General features: G+C 40.7%; 18 protein-coding genes and 2 pseudogenes. 12 read left to right on the plus strand and 8 right to left on the minus strand.

Features of this window, described 5'->3' with window-relative positions; all coding sequences use genetic code 11:
• Positions 1–38 precede the first annotated feature (38 nt).
• Positions 39–860, minus strand: a complete 822-nt coding sequence (locus FTT88_RS11595; RefSeq protein WP_180005139.1) for a 1-acyl-sn-glycerol-3-phosphate acyltransferase — start codon at positions 858–860, stop codon at positions 39–41.
• Positions 861–1,271: 411 nt separating this feature from the next.
• Here FTT88_RS11595 and hflX point away from each other — a divergent pair, with 411 nt between their 5' ends.
• From hflX to FTT88_RS11625, 6 genes are all read left to right on the plus strand, one after another.
• On the plus strand, positions 1,272–2,606 hold the full coding sequence (gene hflX, locus FTT88_RS11600) for a ribosome rescue GTPase HflX (protein WP_078190104.1): 1,335 nt from the start codon (positions 1,272–1,274) through the stop codon (positions 2,604–2,606).
• A 43-nt stretch (positions 2,607–2,649) separates the two neighbouring features.
• A complete protein-coding gene (locus tag FTT88_RS11605) occupies positions 2,650–3,021 on the plus strand; it encodes a hypothetical protein (protein WP_180005128.1) in 372 nt (123 codons plus the stop codon).
• A 10-nt stretch (positions 3,022–3,031) separates the two neighbouring features.
• The gene (locus tag FTT88_RS11610; RefSeq protein ID WP_078190106.1) at positions 3,032–3,706 is read left to right on the plus strand and encodes an LrgB family protein; all 675 of its coding nucleotides are present in this window, start codon (positions 3,032–3,034) and stop codon (positions 3,704–3,706) included.
• A 248-nt stretch (positions 3,707–3,954) separates the two neighbouring features.
• Positions 3,955–4,407, plus strand: coding sequence for a DUF2147 domain-containing protein (locus tag FTT88_RS11615; protein WP_111884999.1), 453 nt, complete (start codon positions 3,955–3,957; stop codon positions 4,405–4,407).
• A 60-nt stretch (positions 4,408–4,467) separates the two neighbouring features.
• Positions 4,468–4,917, plus strand: coding sequence for a DUF2147 domain-containing protein (locus FTT88_RS11620; RefSeq protein ID WP_168379558.1), 450 nt, complete (start codon positions 4,468–4,470; stop codon positions 4,915–4,917).
• Between the two features lie 143 nt (positions 4,918–5,060).
• Positions 5,061–5,507: a DUF2147 domain-containing protein gene (locus FTT88_RS11625; protein WP_180005129.1), complete on the plus strand. Its 447-nt coding sequence runs from the start codon at positions 5,061–5,063 to the stop codon at positions 5,505–5,507.
• 53 nt (positions 5,508–5,560) lie between these two features.
• On the opposite strand, the gene FTT88_RS11630 is transcribed toward FTT88_RS11625, so the two are convergent.
• The 5 genes from FTT88_RS11630 to FTT88_RS11650 all read right to left on the minus strand — a co-directional run bounded on the left by FTT88_RS11630 (position 5,561) and on the right by FTT88_RS11650 (position 9,589).
• Positions 5,561–6,406 (minus strand): symmetrical bis(5'-nucleosyl)-tetraphosphatase, encoded by an 846-nt coding sequence (locus FTT88_RS11630; RefSeq protein WP_180005130.1) that lies wholly within the window; start codon positions 6,404–6,406, stop codon positions 5,561–5,563.
• A 6-nt stretch (positions 6,407–6,412) separates the two neighbouring features.
• The gene (gene rsmA, locus FTT88_RS11635) at positions 6,413–7,225 is read right to left on the minus strand and encodes a 16S rRNA (adenine(1518)-N(6)/adenine(1519)-N(6))-dimethyltransferase RsmA (protein WP_078190111.1); all 813 of its coding nucleotides are present in this window, start codon (positions 7,223–7,225) and stop codon (positions 6,413–6,415) included.
• A 30-nt stretch (positions 7,226–7,255) separates the two neighbouring features.
• Positions 7,256–8,065: a pilus assembly protein PilJ gene (locus FTT88_RS11640; RefSeq protein WP_180005131.1), complete on the minus strand. Its 810-nt coding sequence runs from the start codon at positions 8,063–8,065 to the stop codon at positions 7,256–7,258.
• Positions 8,066–8,134: 69 nt separating this feature from the next.
• The gene (gene pdxA / locus FTT88_RS11645; RefSeq protein WP_180005132.1) at positions 8,135–9,118 is read right to left on the minus strand and encodes a 4-hydroxythreonine-4-phosphate dehydrogenase PdxA; all 984 of its coding nucleotides are present in this window, start codon (positions 9,116–9,118) and stop codon (positions 8,135–8,137) included.
• 90 nt (positions 9,119–9,208) lie between these two features.
• Complete coding sequence (locus tag FTT88_RS11650) at positions 9,209–9,589, minus strand: hypothetical protein (protein ID WP_180005133.1); 381 nt, start codon at positions 9,587–9,589, stop codon at positions 9,209–9,211.
• A 191-nt stretch (positions 9,590–9,780) separates the two neighbouring features.
• Between FTT88_RS11650 and rplM the strand changes: the two genes are divergently transcribed.
• Complete coding sequence (gene rplM / locus FTT88_RS11655) at positions 9,781–10,209, plus strand: 50S ribosomal protein L13 (protein ID WP_004722943.1); 429 nt, start codon at positions 9,781–9,783, stop codon at positions 10,207–10,209.
• Positions 10,210–10,221: 12 nt separating this feature from the next.
• Entirely contained in the window at positions 10,222–10,608 is a 387-nt protein-coding gene (gene rpsI / locus FTT88_RS11660; RefSeq protein WP_078190115.1) for a 30S ribosomal protein S9, read from the plus strand.
• Positions 10,609–10,670: 62 nt separating this feature from the next.
• On the opposite strand, the gene FTT88_RS11665 is transcribed toward rpsI, so the two are convergent.
• Positions 10,671–10,916 carry a hypothetical protein gene (locus tag FTT88_RS11665; RefSeq protein ID WP_180005134.1) on the minus strand — a complete coding sequence of 82 codons (246 nt, stop codon included), beginning with the start codon at positions 10,914–10,916 and terminating at the stop codon, positions 10,671–10,673.
• 164 nt (positions 10,917–11,080) lie between these two features.
• On the opposite strand from FTT88_RS11665, the gene FTT88_RS11670 reads away from it, so the two are divergent.
• From FTT88_RS11670 to FTT88_RS11680, 3 genes are read left to right on the plus strand one after another with little or no spacing between them, the layout of a single operon-like run.
• Complete coding sequence (locus FTT88_RS11670) at positions 11,081–11,734, plus strand: glutathione S-transferase N-terminal domain-containing protein (RefSeq protein WP_180005135.1); 654 nt, start codon at positions 11,081–11,083, stop codon at positions 11,732–11,734.
• A 27-nt stretch (positions 11,735–11,761) separates the two neighbouring features.
• On the plus strand, positions 11,762–12,190 hold the full coding sequence (locus FTT88_RS11675) for a ClpXP protease specificity-enhancing factor (RefSeq protein WP_180005136.1): 429 nt from the start codon (positions 11,762–11,764) through the stop codon (positions 12,188–12,190).
• Between the two features lie 18 nt (positions 12,191–12,208).
• Positions 12,209–12,850 (plus strand): hypothetical protein, encoded by a 642-nt coding sequence (locus FTT88_RS11680; protein WP_180005137.1) that lies wholly within the window; start codon positions 12,209–12,211, stop codon positions 12,848–12,850.
• A 141-nt stretch (positions 12,851–12,991) separates the two neighbouring features.
• Here the strand turns inward: FTT88_RS11680 and FTT88_RS11685 are convergent.
• A pseudogene (locus tag FTT88_RS11685) lies at positions 12,992–13,332 on the minus strand (IS3 family transposase); the annotation flags it as partial.
• A gap of 32 nt (positions 13,333–13,364) precedes the next feature.
• Between FTT88_RS11685 and FTT88_RS17365 the strand changes: the two are divergent.
• Positions 13,365–13,490 (plus strand): annotated as a pseudogene (locus tag FTT88_RS17365) (hypothetical protein); the annotation flags it as partial.
• Positions 13,491–13,689 lie beyond the last annotated feature (199 nt).

Genomic DNA, 13,689 nt, shown 5'->3' on the forward strand with positions numbered 1-13,689 from the left:
GCAAAGGTATCCCCTTTGCAGCATGTATCATTAATTCATTATGCATCAACTGGAACTGGCGCTTTAAGGACTTTGGCTTGAAGTTCTGCCAATCCCTGATTCATTTTTTGCTGCACTTCTTGTGTCAGACTGTCAACAGTATGACCTGCCGAATCAATTGCGGGCAATGTCATCAGATGCGCTGTGACTTTCGGCATTTCTAAGACATTTTTGACATGTCGATCAAAGCTAATGTCTCCGACATAGGGCGCAATATTATCGAGTTCACCGTCCTGATTCACATAGCAAATTAAGCAAATTTGGACTGGACGTTCGGCTTCAATTGCCGCACCTAAAATACGACCATGAATTTTTTTAATTTTGCTGCCATCTGAAGTGGTGGCTTCTGGGAAAAAGAGTACCGGCGTATCTTGTTTTAAGAAGCCCGTAATTTGTTCTTTAATTTTAATTGAGTCGCCAGAACCACGCTTAATAAATAAGGTGCCACCGCCTTTCGCCAAATTACCCAGTACCGGCCATTTTTCAATTTCAGCTTTCGCCAAAAAGAAAACACGTGCGCCAGAACCCAAAACTGCCACATCTAACCATGAAATATGATTACTTACCCAAAGGGCTGGTTGACGTGGAATTTCGCCATGCACTTTGACTTCAAGATTAAATACTTTGCATAACTTGCGACAAAAATACTGCACATAGCGGGTATTTTGCGGGTTATTCGGGTCTTTATACAATTGATGACGATAAACCAAATAAAAACCCTGCGTCACGGCAACAGCTGCTGCACCGACTTTTTTACAATACAAATAAAATTTTGAAAACACATTAATTTGCGGTGTATTGACGATTTGAGGTTGATTCATAAACGGTTCACTAAAAGGACACGGTGCCACAATTTGGCGTAAATTTTCATCATCATATACCGAAGACAGTTTTTTTGCATTGATCATAAAAACCGAAGTCGAAGATAATATTTTCCCATTTTAATCGTTTTTAAAAATCAAATATGATTTTTATATCGGTTTTAAAGGTTATAAATTATGAATCACTCACATTCGGACCATCCCCCTATTTCTTCATGGCAAGCGTTTAAAGCCATTGCTTGTTTTTCATTGATATATGTGAGTGTGCTTTTCTTATTGGCGCTGAGCTTTCGAAGCTCTCTCTAATTGAATAGCACGACATACAGAACTTAGCCATTAATTCCTCACTTAGATTAACCCTCGCACTGCATTTTCGCCTAAAATGAATCTTTAAACAGGAGTGTGTGCTGAGTGGAAAATTTAAATCAACATCAAGCGAGCGGTGAACGCGTAATTTTAGTCAGTGTGGCAGTACAAATGCTTGCAGACCTTGATGCCGAAGAATTCCACTTACTTGCTCAATCTGCAGGTGCCAATATTCTGCAACATGTGCATGCACAGCGTATCAAGCCTGATGCCAAATTATTTATTGGCTCAGGGAAAGCTGAAGAAATTGCCGAAGTGGTTGCAGAGCATGAAGCCGAATTGGTCATCTTTGACCATGCCCTCACCCCTGCCCAAGCACGTAATCTTGAACGCATCATGCGTTGTCGTGTGGTCGATCGTACAGAATTAATTTTAGATATTTTTGCCCAACGCGCACGTACCTATGAAGGTAAGTTGCAAGTTGAATTGGCCCAATTACAACATATGGCTTCACGACTGATTCGTAGTCGTGGCGATCTCGATAGCCAAAAAGGTGGGATCGGCCTACGTGGACCGGGTGAAACGCTGCTGGAAACTGACCGTCGGCTACTCAAGCTCCGTATGGGACAACTCAAAGCGAAACTTGAGAAAGTCCGCCAAACACGTATGCAAGGTCGTGTGGCACGTCAAAAAGCTGCTGTTCCAACCGTGTCATTGGTGGGTTATACCAATGCTGGTAAATCGACCTTATTTAATAATTTAGCAAAAAGTGATGTCTATGCAGCAGACCAACTGTTTGCGACACTTGACCCAACTTTACGCCGTCTACATTGGGATGGCATCGGCAACTTAGTTCTCGCAGATACTGTAGGTTTTGTGCGTAATTTATCGCACTCACTGGTCGAGTCGTTTAAAGCCACCTTAGAAGAAACGTTGGAGGCGACCTTATTGTTACATGTCATTGACTCCAGCAGTCCGGACATGATGGAACAAATCGAGGCTGTCGAAAAAGTACTGAAAGAAATTGGTGTCGATGTTCCGATTCTGCGCGTTTATAACAAAATTGATGTCAGTGGCGAAGATCCTAAAATCATCTATGGCAAGCCACATCAGCCGGAACGTGTTTATGTCTCAGCACATAGTGGTAAAGGTCTACCCTTATTACGCCAAGCGGTTCAAGAATGCTTAATGGGACAGATTCAAAGCTTTGAAGTTCGTCTAAAACCGGCTTATGGCAAATTAAGAACACAACTGTATGCGCTCAATGTGATCCAAAATGAAAGTTATGATGAACAAGGCAACTTGATTCTGCACGTCATCATTGCCCCACATAAGTTAGAACAACTGATTAAACAGGCACATTTACCCATCGAAGAAATCTTGGGAACGCGTGCGCAACAATTTCAACGTCCACTTGAAGAATTTGAAATTAAAGACTAAATCGGTTAAAACTTGATTAGTATAATTTTAACGAAAGACAAAAATGGACTGGATCAAGCGCATCGACTGGAAAGCCTGGATAGGCACTATTGCATTAATTATTATTTTCCGTGAAGGCGCGGTCTGGGTCATGAAGCAATTCAATCACCCAGAATTAGGCAATCTGGTCGGTTTGATTGGCCTCTTGATCGTGCTTTCATTTTGGAGAAAATTCAACAAAATTCCAGCCAGTTTGGTCGATACCAATAATAAAATTATGAAAGAAAGTGCCTTTGCCTTCCTACCTATTAGTGCGGGCTCATTGCTAATGATGATGCATTTAGGCGATGAAATTCCGATGTTTTTGATTGTTCTCTTTGTCAGCACCCTCATACCGCTGTGGGTCTACGCAAAAATGTCTAAGAAATGGCTATAGGAGAATCAACATGCTTTCAATCATCTCTGGATTCATCATTACCTTGATCGCCTATCTTGTCGCAAAACCTATTAATAAAAAATTACCGCAAATCCCCGTGATTGTGATTGGGATGTTTTTCGTCATTGGTATGCTCTATCTTTTTGGCATTTCCTATGAAAGTTATATGGCACAGGTGAATCCACTGTTCAATAACTTACTCGGCTATGTCACAGTGGCCTTGGCCATTCCTTTAGCAGCGATGCGCTACGATGATTTACCTTTAAAAGCCGTGGGCGGGATTTTAGTCTTTGCCAGTATCAGTGCCGTTGCCCTCCCTATGGGGCTGGCTTATTTGCTGCATTTGTCAGATCCAACCATTATGGCTTTTGCTACACGGGCAGTGACCACCCCAATTGCCATCAACATTGCGACGCTGCTGCATTCCCCGATTCCTTTGGTAATTTTGATTGTGATTTTATCAGGGGTGATTGGCGCAGCATTTTCACCCATCATACTCAAAAATATTCATGATGAACGTGCATCAGGACTCGCCTTAGGACTTGCTGCACATGCGATTGGCACAGCTCAAGCTTGGCAACGCGGCAGCATTGCTGGGCGCTATGCGGCATTTGGCATGGCGGTAAATGCAGTATTCACAGCAATCTGGTTGCCAACTTTCATACTCTATCTACAAAATATGTGACTGAGCAATCACTTTTAAATGATTGTTTTGTATAAAAAATAAACTTAATATAAATTCTAGGGTACACCACAACACATTGAACGATGTGCTGTGGATGTTACATTTTTGGTAAAGGCACTTTTGTGCAACATGTCAACTTTCCCGAATAAAATGTAAATATTTATGCTTAGAGTAGTTGCTCTAAGTTTAAATATTACCTAGTATGATCAATAAACCCTCACAAAGTGTATTGATAAAGGATTATTAATATGATCGAAAAAAGTTTGAAATGGGCTGCATTATTCGGTGCTGTAGTTACAAGCTCCGCACTCTATGCTCAAGATCTTACAGGGACTTGGCAACAAATTGACGATAAAACTGGTTCGCCTAAAGCACTGATCGAAATTCGAAAAGATGCCAAAGACACCTATACCGGCAAAATTGTAAAAGTGACGCCACGTCCGGGTTATACACCAAAGGAAAAATGTGTGAATTGCCCTGCACCTTATACCAACCAGCCTATTTTAGGGATGGATGTATTTAAGGGGCTGAAACTTGAAAGTGAAAATACCTACTCTCAAGGAAAAATTATTGATCCTTTAGCAGGCAAAATTTACAGCTTAAAAGGCAAAATTTCTGCCAATGGTAAGCGCTTACATTTACGTGGATATCTGGGGATTTCCGCGATTGGTCGTACACAGACATGGATTCGCGCTGAATAAATTTTGAATTTATTCAGTTAATTGATTTGATATAGGTGAACCACCTACAGGGAATATCTGATGAAAAAATTAAAAGTGAGCCTCTTATTCTTAGCTGCTGTAATGAGTGGTTCAGCTTTTGCTCAAGACCTTTCAGGAACTTGGCAACAAATTGATGATAAAACAGGTTCACAAAAAGCCATTATTGAAATCCGTAAAGAAAGTAATGGCACATTCGTGGGTAAAATCATCAAAGTGACGCCGCGTCCGGGCTATACACCACGCGACACCTGCGTAAACTGCCCTGCACCCTACAAAAACAAGCCAATCTTAGGCCTTGATATCTTAACAGGTTTAAAACATATTGAAGGCACTAATAACTACGACAAAGGCCGTATTATTGACCCTCTTTCAGGCAAAGTTTACGACACAAAAATCCGTTTAAATGCCAGTGGGAAACGCCTAACTTTACGGGGTTATATGGGTGTTTCTGCACTTGGTCGTAGCCAAACTTGGATTCGCCAAGAGTAACCTCAAATAAGTAAAAAAACCGCCGACATGGCGGTTTTTCTTATTCCGAATATCTTCAAATTATTTTTAAATTAAAGTTGACTATTCTCATAAACTTTCTAACATACGTGCTCATAAATCATGCTTCTCGGGGACAAGCGATCATGTTTAAAAAAATATTATTCAGCCTATGTACATTGGGTATGATGAATGTTGCATTTGCAAATGACATTGCTGGCACATGGCAACAAATTGACGATAAAACAGGAGCTGCAAAAGCAATTATTTCGATTCACAAAGAATCAAATAATACCTATACCGGTAAAATTATTAAAATTACACCACGTCCGGGCTATACACCGCAAAAAAACTGTAATAAGTGCCCTGCGCCTTATACCAACCAACCGATTCTCGGCATGGAAATTGTTAAAGGTTTAAAGCAAATTAATAATACGAATAATTATGAAAAAGGTCGTATTATCGACCCTCTTTCTGGCAAAGTTTATGATGCTAAAGTCCGCTTAAACAGCACAGGAAAACGTATTTCGATCCGTGCAAGTATTGGCGTTTCAGTCTTGGGTCGTAACCAAACTTGGATTCGTTTAGACTAATCCACACACCAATAAAAAAGCCGCACGAATGCGGCTTTTTTATTTTTAAATACTTACATTACAGGATTATCGACCGCAAACATGCGCTGATCTTCTAAACGATAGGCCATCAACTGATTGCCCCAAACACATCCGCCATCCACATTTTGGATTTTTGCTGAAATGCTTTTTCCTTGCAAAGCCGCCCAATGACCAAACAGAATTTGATGGGTCTGAGCTGCTTGTGACTCAAACTCAAACCATGGTTGAAAACCCTTCGGCATAGGGTCATCGAGTGAATCTTTAAAACTGAACTCTAATCGACCTTCTGCATCGGTTAAGCGCATGCGGGTCAAATAGTTGGTAATACAGCGTAAGCGCGCATGACCAGACAAATCATCCGACCATAGGTTCGGCTCTTTACCGTACATCACTTGAAGAAACGCATCGGCCACATCAAAGTCGTCATGACCAATCACCGCTTCCACTTCCTTTGCCAAGTCTGTGGTTTGCTGCGCAGTCCAATTCAAAGGAATACCCGCATGAGTCAAAATGGTTTGCTCATTCGGAAATAGACACAGCGGCTGCTTGCGTAACCAATCAATCAAATCATCACTTTCTAAAGCGTGAATCACATCATCGATATTGTCTTTAGGATTGATATCCTTAATACCGCGAGCGCATGCCAGCAAAGTCAGATCATGATTGCCCAGTACCGTCGCCGCAACTTCACTATCCACTAATTTTTTGATGAACCGCAAAGCGCCTACCGAGTTTTCACCCCGTGCGACGAGATCACCGGCAAACCATATAAAATCTTGGTCTGCATCAAACTCGATCTCTTTCAGTAAAGCTTTTAATGCTTCAAAACAACCTTGAACATCACCAATGACATAGTTATAGCGAATAGTGCGAGTCATAATTATTTAAGCCACCATTTGATCTGCTAATGCGACAAATTCTGCAAGTGTTAGGGTTTCTGGACGCGCCATTGGATCAACCCCAGCATTTTCAAAACCATCTTCAACCAGCATGCCTTTTAAGCTATTACGCAAGGTCTTACGGCGCTGAGTAAAGACATGTGAAACCAAACGCGCTAGCGCTTTTTCATCTTTCGCCACAATCGGTTTAACAGCATAAGGCTCTAAACGGAATACCGCAGAGGTGACTTTTGGCGGCGGATTAAATGAGCCCGGCGGTACTTCAAATAAAAATGTCGGTTTGCAGAAGTATTGGATCATCACCGATAAACGGCCGTATTCTTTAGTATTCGGTGAAGCGGTAATACGGTCCACAACTTCTTTTTGCAACATGAAGTGCATGTCTTTGACTTTGTCCCCGAATTCCAAGAGATGGAATAACAACGGTGTCGAGATGTTATACGGCAAGTTACCAACCACACGCAGTGGACGGCCTTCGGCAAACAGCTCGGTAAAGTCATATTTCAGCGCGTCAGTTTCAACAATGGTCAAGCGCTCAGGATGCGGCACACGGCCCGGCAAACCTGCGGCTAAGTCACGATCCAGCTCAACCACAGTTAGAGCATCACATTCACCAATTAACGGCGATGTAAGCGCAGCAAGACCGGGACCAATTTCGACAATATTGTCACCAGTACGCGGATTTACCGAACGTACAATTTTGGCAATAACACGTTGATCATGTAAGAAATTCTGTCCAAACCGCTTACGCGTGTGATGCCCTTCATCTTTTGGGTTTAGGGCATTAATTTGATACATAAAATTCTCCGCATAGGTTTATTACAACGATTACTGACTTGATTCAAATTCACTCAAGCGAGCAAAAATTTCTTCGGACTTGGTCACATTATCCCGAGCCGCTTTAATTACACTGAGCAATGGCTCTTTTTGTTTCAACAAAGCCATTGTTTCAGATTTCATCATTTCTTCAGTTTCAGCCTGAATGGAGAGCAAACTTTCGCGCATTTCAGCATTGTTTACGCGCTCTACACCCAGTTCAGGATTACCATTCAGTTGAGCCTTCAAATAAATATTGAAAGTTTCAAAATCTGCTAAAAAGTCATCTAAATCGTCTGGATGAATAGAATTCACATCAGTTAAATTCAGCAAAGAATCCAACAGCCGTCCCGAAATAAAGACTTGATTTTTAGCAATAATCGCTTGCATTGCTGAATTGTTTGCTCTAGCCATCATATCAGCCAGAAGGTTATATTCAGCTTGAATACCTGGAATGGTTTCACTTACAAGAATTTGATATTCATATAGCGCATTCAGGCTATTTTGATGCTGTACAAGCAGATCAATATTAGCATTGATTGCCTGCCCATCTTGAAGCATTTTATCAGCACCGCCACGATTCGCATATTTTTTATGCATCGCGGTCAGCGCTTGATTAAATTTTTGCTGATTATGTTTAAAGCCATCCACGGCAGCCGGTGATGCAAAACGTATAAATCCTTCCGTCTGTTTTGGAATTTGCAGCGATAATACTTTTAAGTCACAAGAATGATGATCTGTAGCGAGCGTTGAACATGCTGACAGCATCAACGCTAACGCAATCCCAAAAAATGGGCGAATGATCGATTTCGCCCTAAGCATCTTGTTATTTTCCTGTTTTATTCTTGATAATTTTTTACTATTATTCATATAAAATTCAAACCTTTATTATTAAGTTTCGTTATTTTTCGCACGTGCTAATTCTAAAGCTAAATCGACCGCCACCTGTAAACTCGAACTTTTAGCAAGACCAGTTCCAGCCAGTGACAGTGCTGTGCCGTGATCCACTGAAGTCCGAATAAACGGTAAGCCCAAAGTGATATTGATGGCTTCGCCAAAGCCCTGCGACTTTAACACAGGCAAGCCCTGATCGTGATACATCGCCAAAACCGCATCGGCATCTTTTAAATTTTCAGGGGTAAATAAGGTATCAGCAGGTAAGCTCAGGCTCATATTCACCCCTTGAGCGCGATAACGCTCTAGCACCGGATTGATCACTTCAATCTCCTCCATGCCCAAATAGCCATCTTCACCCGCATGTGGGTTTAGACCGCAGACTAAAATATGCGGATGATCTTTTTTAAATTTGGTTTTTAAATCATGAATTAAAATATCAATGACTTGATGCAAACGTTCTTGAGTAATGGCATCCGCAACATCACGAAGCGGTAAATGTGTTGTTGCCAATGCGACACGGAGCGTTTTGGTCGCAAGCATCATCACGACACGCTCAACGCCTGCAAATTCTTGATAAAACTCCGTATGTCCGCTGAAATGGATACCGGCATCATTAATAATCGACTTTTGCACAGGCGCTGTGGCAACACCGACACTTTTGCCAGACATCGCATAATCTGCAGAACGCCGTAATTGCTCCAACACATAGGCTGCATTATTCACATCTAACTGACCTGCAATAACTGGTTTAGTCACAGGTACATGTTCCACATAAAGCTGACCTTGAGCTGCCGACACCTCCTGCCCAACATAGTCAATCAGTTCAACTTCGAGCTTTAACTGTTGAGCACGCTTGATCAGCAAATCTTTATCAATAAGAACCACAATTGGCCTTTCATCTATTCGATTGGCTAAGCTCAAACAAATATCAGGTCCTATACCTGCGGGTTCACCGCTCGTGATATATAAAGGCAGCATGGGTTTATCCTGTGTGTGCAATAGCATTATTATACTGTGTGATGCACATGACAGACCTAATTTTATTGACTAAAAATATCGGACTAAAACTCAAAAATAAGCGCGTTGTGCGACATTGTATGGAATGAAACCGAAAGTAAAACCTGAAATGCCAATGATCCAAATCAATGCAATAAGAATTACAATGCCGCGCTGAACGGTCGGTACATGCTGCGGGTAGTTCGTTATCAACCAAAAACACATACCACCCACAAGCAATAATCCAATCAACAGATAAACCAATAAATAACTAAGGAAAAATAAAGTGAGCATCATCAACAAAACGATGATTGCGCCATCCGCCCCATGCAAAGACACCAAATACAAAAAAGTTGGGCTTAAAATCAAGGTGCTACATAAGCCCATTAAATACCACCAATGTCGCCAAAATAAGGGGTCAGGTGTGGTTTTTAACAGATTAGAATTCGACATGATTTACATTCACCCGCTTTTTTTATAATTTCTGGATTATCTGCTGTTTATTGCTGAAGAAATATACTACAATACAGCGCTTGAAATTTTATATTTTCATTTGTGATTCTTCACGTATTCGTATAGAATCGCGTCTCCTTTTGTTTGGACAGCTTCCATAGTCCAAACCAACTATAATAGGTAGTGGTTTAATGAAAACTCTCAGCGCTAAGCCAGCTGAAGTTCAACACGACTGGTACGTTGTTGATGCTTCTGGCAAAACTTTAGGTCGCCTTGCGACTGAAATCGCTCGTCGTTTACGCGGTAAGCACAAAACTTCTTATACTCCTCACGTTGACACTGGTGACTACATCGTTGTTATCAATGCTGAGCAAGTTCAAGTGACTGGTAAAAAATCACTTGATAAGAAATATTATCGCCACACTGGTTTCCCTGGTGGTATTCGTGAAACTAATTTCGAAAAATTAGTTGCTCACAAACCAGAAGAAATCTTCGAACGTGCTGTAAAAGGCATGTTGCCAAAAGGTCCTCTTGGTTATGCAATGATCAAGAAAATGAAAGTGTACGCTGGTACTGAGCATCCACATACTGCTCAACAGCCACAAGTTTTGGACATCTAAGGGATACAGCACATGGCTACTAACTATGGTACAGGTCGCCGTAAGACCGCAACTGCACGTGTTTTCCTATCAGCTGGTACTGGTAAACTCGTAATCAACAACCGTTCTTTAGAACAATATTTCGGTCGTGAAACTGCTCGTATGGTTGTTAACCAACCACTTGAGCTTTTAGAAGCTACTGAGAAATATGACCTTTACATCACTGTTGCTGGTGGTGGTATCGGTGGTCAAGCAGGCGCTATCCGTCACGGTATTACTCGTGCATTGATTGCTTCTGACGAAACTCTTAAACCTGCTCTTCGTCAAGCTGGTTTCGTTACTCGTGATGCTCGTGAAGTTGAACGTAAGAAACTTGGTTTACGTAAAGCTCGTAAACGTCCTCAATTCTCTAAACGTTAATTCGTTTACCGAATCGGACAAAAAACCTTGGCTTATGCCAAGGTTTTTTTATGTCTTAATTTTTATGAAGATGATGCAAATAGAATAACGATCCGATAAACAAAAAGACTCAAACTCGCAATTAAGCATATAACCGACAGTGTTAGTGTAATTGTACAGATGGTCATTTTGCTTTTTTGTTCTAGGCTATCATCCTCTGCTCCATAATCAGAGGCATAACCTCCAGCGAGTGCCGTATAAAAGCCAATGCCCATAAAAATAACAGCAGCTAAAAATAATAATTTTTGTACAAGTGCAATGGTCATCATGCGGTGACGATCAGGTAAATGAATGACATGAAAAGCTATCAGATAAAATCAAATAAAACAAAACTGTAATTTTCACTGTAGCTGCATTGATATTGCTAAAGTCCCCGTGATTTTACTGTCTAATTTTAGTATCCTATCTTATTCATTTCTCATCGTCTCGGATTATGTCAGTCGAAAATGCACCTCTTCAAGGGATTACGCTTTACAGTCATGCGGATGACTTTCGCTCACACTGGATACGCTATGTACTTGCAGAGAAGCAAATCAAACATAATTTAATTATTGCTGATGATGAAGACGAAGATCTTGCAAGTTTAAATCCCTACAATCAACTTCCGATGATGATTGAAAATGGCCTAAAACTCTATAAAAGCAGTATTATTGCCGAATATCTGGATGACCGATATCGTCAAAATAAACTGTATGCAGATGCACCCATGCCTCGTGCAGAGCAACGTCAATATGTATGGCGCTTCGAACAAGATTGGTTAAGACTTGCCGATATTATGCTTCGCCATCCCGATACCCTCGATGAAAAAGCCAAACAAAAAGCACAAAAACAATTACGTGATACACTCATTTCACTAACCCCCTTGTTTCAGCATTATCCTTATTTTATGTCTGAACAATTTAGCATGTTAGACTGTATGCTCGCACCTGTATTTCTGCGCCTAAAAGCCATGGGGATTGAGCTTCCCAAACAGCAATGCCGCCCTATATTTCTCTATTGCCAACGCATCTTTAGCCGTCCTGCATTTATCAAATCGATGACATTGCAGGAAAAAAATCGCTATAGCGAGCTTTTAGCAAAAAATTAATTTCCCATAAATATTCGAGTAAGCATTATGTCTGAACAGGAACTACAATTCACTCCAACACGTCCATACTTAACACGGGCACTTTATGAATGGATTTGTGAAAACCAACTTACCCCCTACCTACTTGTCGATGCGACACAGAATGGTACGATGGTGCCAGTTCAATATATTCAAGATGGCCAAATTGTCCTGAATATCGCACCTCATGCAACGCATGCGCTACACATGAGTAATGAGACGATTACTTTCTCTGCACGCTTTGGTGGCGTTTCGCAAAACCTCTATATCCCCTTTTCTGCTGTTCTAGGCATCTATGCACGTGAAAATGGTCAAGGAATGTTCTTCGATCCTCAAGAATATGAAGGTATTCAGAATGATCAAAATGCTTTAAAATCAAACGACCAAGAACAACAAGAGCAACCGAAGAAAAAACCGGGTTTAAGGTTGCTCGATTAAAGAATAAGGAAGCGAATAATGGCTTTTGATTTAGTACAATATTTTGTCGAACAAATAGAATCTCAAAAGCCTACGCTTTTAAGTCATTTAAATCGTGAAGAAAAACGACAACATTTACGTGAAATTAATGCTTTAACCTTAGGTGAATTGATTCATCAGCTCCGCAATAATGCTCAAAAGGTTTATCAAGAAATTACTCATCCTGATGAACTCTATATTCAAGAAGTTTCACGCCATCTGACCACCAATCCATCGAATGCATCAATATTAGAGCGCTCTGAACTTGAACACCTAACAACTGAAATTTTTCATTTACAATTAAATGAATTAAAGCAACTTCATGATACCGGCTCACACTCACCACAAAGCATTCAAGAATTACTCAACGGCCAAATTGAACACCTTTCTGGTCAAGCGGATGATTGGGTTTGGTCAACAAACAACCTAACAGAGCTCCTTGGTTCTAAACCAAATCTGCAAGAAGAGATATCATTAGAAGCATCAATGAAGGAGTTCAATCAAATGGTTAATCAACAACATACACAAGAAGACGTAACAACTGAAGTACAAGTACCGACTTGGTCAAAAATTGTAGAGCCAGTAGTTGCAGTGGTGATTCTATGGATTTTGGCATCTGCAGCATGTAATATTTTTGCTTAATTGACTTCATTTCTCTAAATCTATGACCTGCTTTTTAAGCAGGTTTTTTTTAATCGAATATTTAGGATATTGATATTTTAAATATAAAATTTACCCGATAAAGGTAGCCAAATAATGATCCCAGGCAGTATCGTGGACAACCTATCCCTCTAAATTCTTAAAATATTTCTGCTCAAAGGCTTCTGGGCTTAACCAACCATTTGCAGAGTGCCTTCTCACTCGATTGTAGTAAATCTCAATATAGTCAAACAAGACAACATTGGCTTCTTTTCGGGTCAAAAATACACTGCCATGTACCACATGACCTTTAAATGTGTGAAAGAAGCTTTCTGTTACTGCATTATCCCATGAGCAATATACTGCGCAAGGCCTCGTCTAGACATGCTTTGGATGCAGTTGTTCATCAATAATAGCGCTCTAAAATCACGACTACAGTGCTGTGAGCCTTGGTCAGAATGGACCATGATATTCGTTGGATACCCGCCCACAATTCAAATTATGCAGTCATTGGCTTATGTTAGCTTGGATGATTTCAGAAGAACGAACCATTCATGAAATTTTAAATAAACCCTTTTATCATCCAACTTTAGAAGAAGGGTTAAGAACTGCATTAAAGCATGCACGACGTCAGTTAAAATAATTTTATCGTTTTAGGTCGATTTATAGCGTTGGATTTCCAACGCTTTATTTTCGCCCCCTTTTATCTTTTTTCCACGCATAAAAAAACACCCCCTGAGATATCAGGGGGTGTTTCGAATAATGAGCTGGCGATGACTTACTCTCACATGGGTAACCCCACACTACCATCAGCGCTAAGAGGTTTCACTTCTGAGTTCGGG

It is taken from the genome of Acinetobacter sp. YH01024 (assembly GCF_013420195.1).
Taxonomy (GTDB): Bacteria; Pseudomonadota; Gammaproteobacteria; order Pseudomonadales; family Moraxellaceae; genus Acinetobacter; species Acinetobacter amyesii.

Excerpts from the sequence above, each read along its gene's own strand:
- FTT88_RS11675 (WP_180005136.1), top strand. The coding sequence starts at position 11,762 with ATGTCTGAACAGGAACTACAATTCACTCCAACACGTCCATACTTAACA.
- FTT88_RS11615 (WP_111884999.1), top strand. The coding sequence starts at position 3,955 with ATGATCGAAAAAAGTTTGAAATGGGCTGCATTATTCGGTGCTGTAGTT.
- FTT88_RS11610 (WP_078190106.1), top strand. The coding sequence starts at position 3,032 with ATGCTTTCAATCATCTCTGGATTCATCATTACCTTGATCGCCTATCTT.
- FTT88_RS11620 (WP_168379558.1), top strand. The coding sequence starts at position 4,468 with ATGAAAAAATTAAAAGTGAGCCTCTTATTCTTAGCTGCTGTAATGAGT.
- FTT88_RS11665 (WP_180005134.1), bottom strand. The coding sequence starts at position 10,916 with ATGATGACCATTGCACTTGTACAAAAATTATTATTTTTAGCTGCTGTT.
- pdxA (WP_180005132.1), bottom strand. The coding sequence starts at position 9,118 with ATGCTGCCTTTATATATCACGAGCGGTGAACCCGCAGGTATAGGACCT.
- FTT88_RS11640 (WP_180005131.1), bottom strand. The coding sequence starts at position 8,065 with ATGCTTAGGGCGAAATCGATCATTCGCCCATTTTTTGGGATTGCGTTA.
- rpsI (WP_078190115.1), top strand. The coding sequence starts at position 10,222 with ATGGCTACTAACTATGGTACAGGTCGCCGTAAGACCGCAACTGCACGT.
- FTT88_RS11680 (WP_180005137.1), top strand. The coding sequence starts at position 12,209 with ATGGCTTTTGATTTAGTACAATATTTTGTCGAACAAATAGAATCTCAA.
- FTT88_RS11625 (WP_180005129.1), top strand. The coding sequence starts at position 5,061 with ATGTTTAAAAAAATATTATTCAGCCTATGTACATTGGGTATGATGAAT.
- rplM (WP_004722943.1), top strand. The coding sequence starts at position 9,781 with ATGAAAACTCTCAGCGCTAAGCCAGCTGAAGTTCAACACGACTGGTAC.
- FTT88_RS11605 (WP_180005128.1), top strand. The coding sequence starts at position 2,650 with ATGGACTGGATCAAGCGCATCGACTGGAAAGCCTGGATAGGCACTATT.
- FTT88_RS11595 (WP_180005139.1), bottom strand. The coding sequence starts at position 860 with ATGAATCAACCTCAAATCGTCAATACACCGCAAATTAATGTGTTTTCA.
- FTT88_RS11670 (WP_180005135.1), top strand. The coding sequence starts at position 11,081 with ATGTCAGTCGAAAATGCACCTCTTCAAGGGATTACGCTTTACAGTCAT.
- FTT88_RS11650 (WP_180005133.1), bottom strand. The coding sequence starts at position 9,589 with ATGTCGAATTCTAATCTGTTAAAAACCACACCTGACCCCTTATTTTGG.
- rsmA (WP_078190111.1), bottom strand. The coding sequence starts at position 7,225 with ATGTATCAAATTAATGCCCTAAACCCAAAAGATGAAGGGCATCACACG.
- FTT88_RS11630 (WP_180005130.1), bottom strand. The coding sequence starts at position 6,406 with ATGACTCGCACTATTCGCTATAACTATGTCATTGGTGATGTTCAAGGT.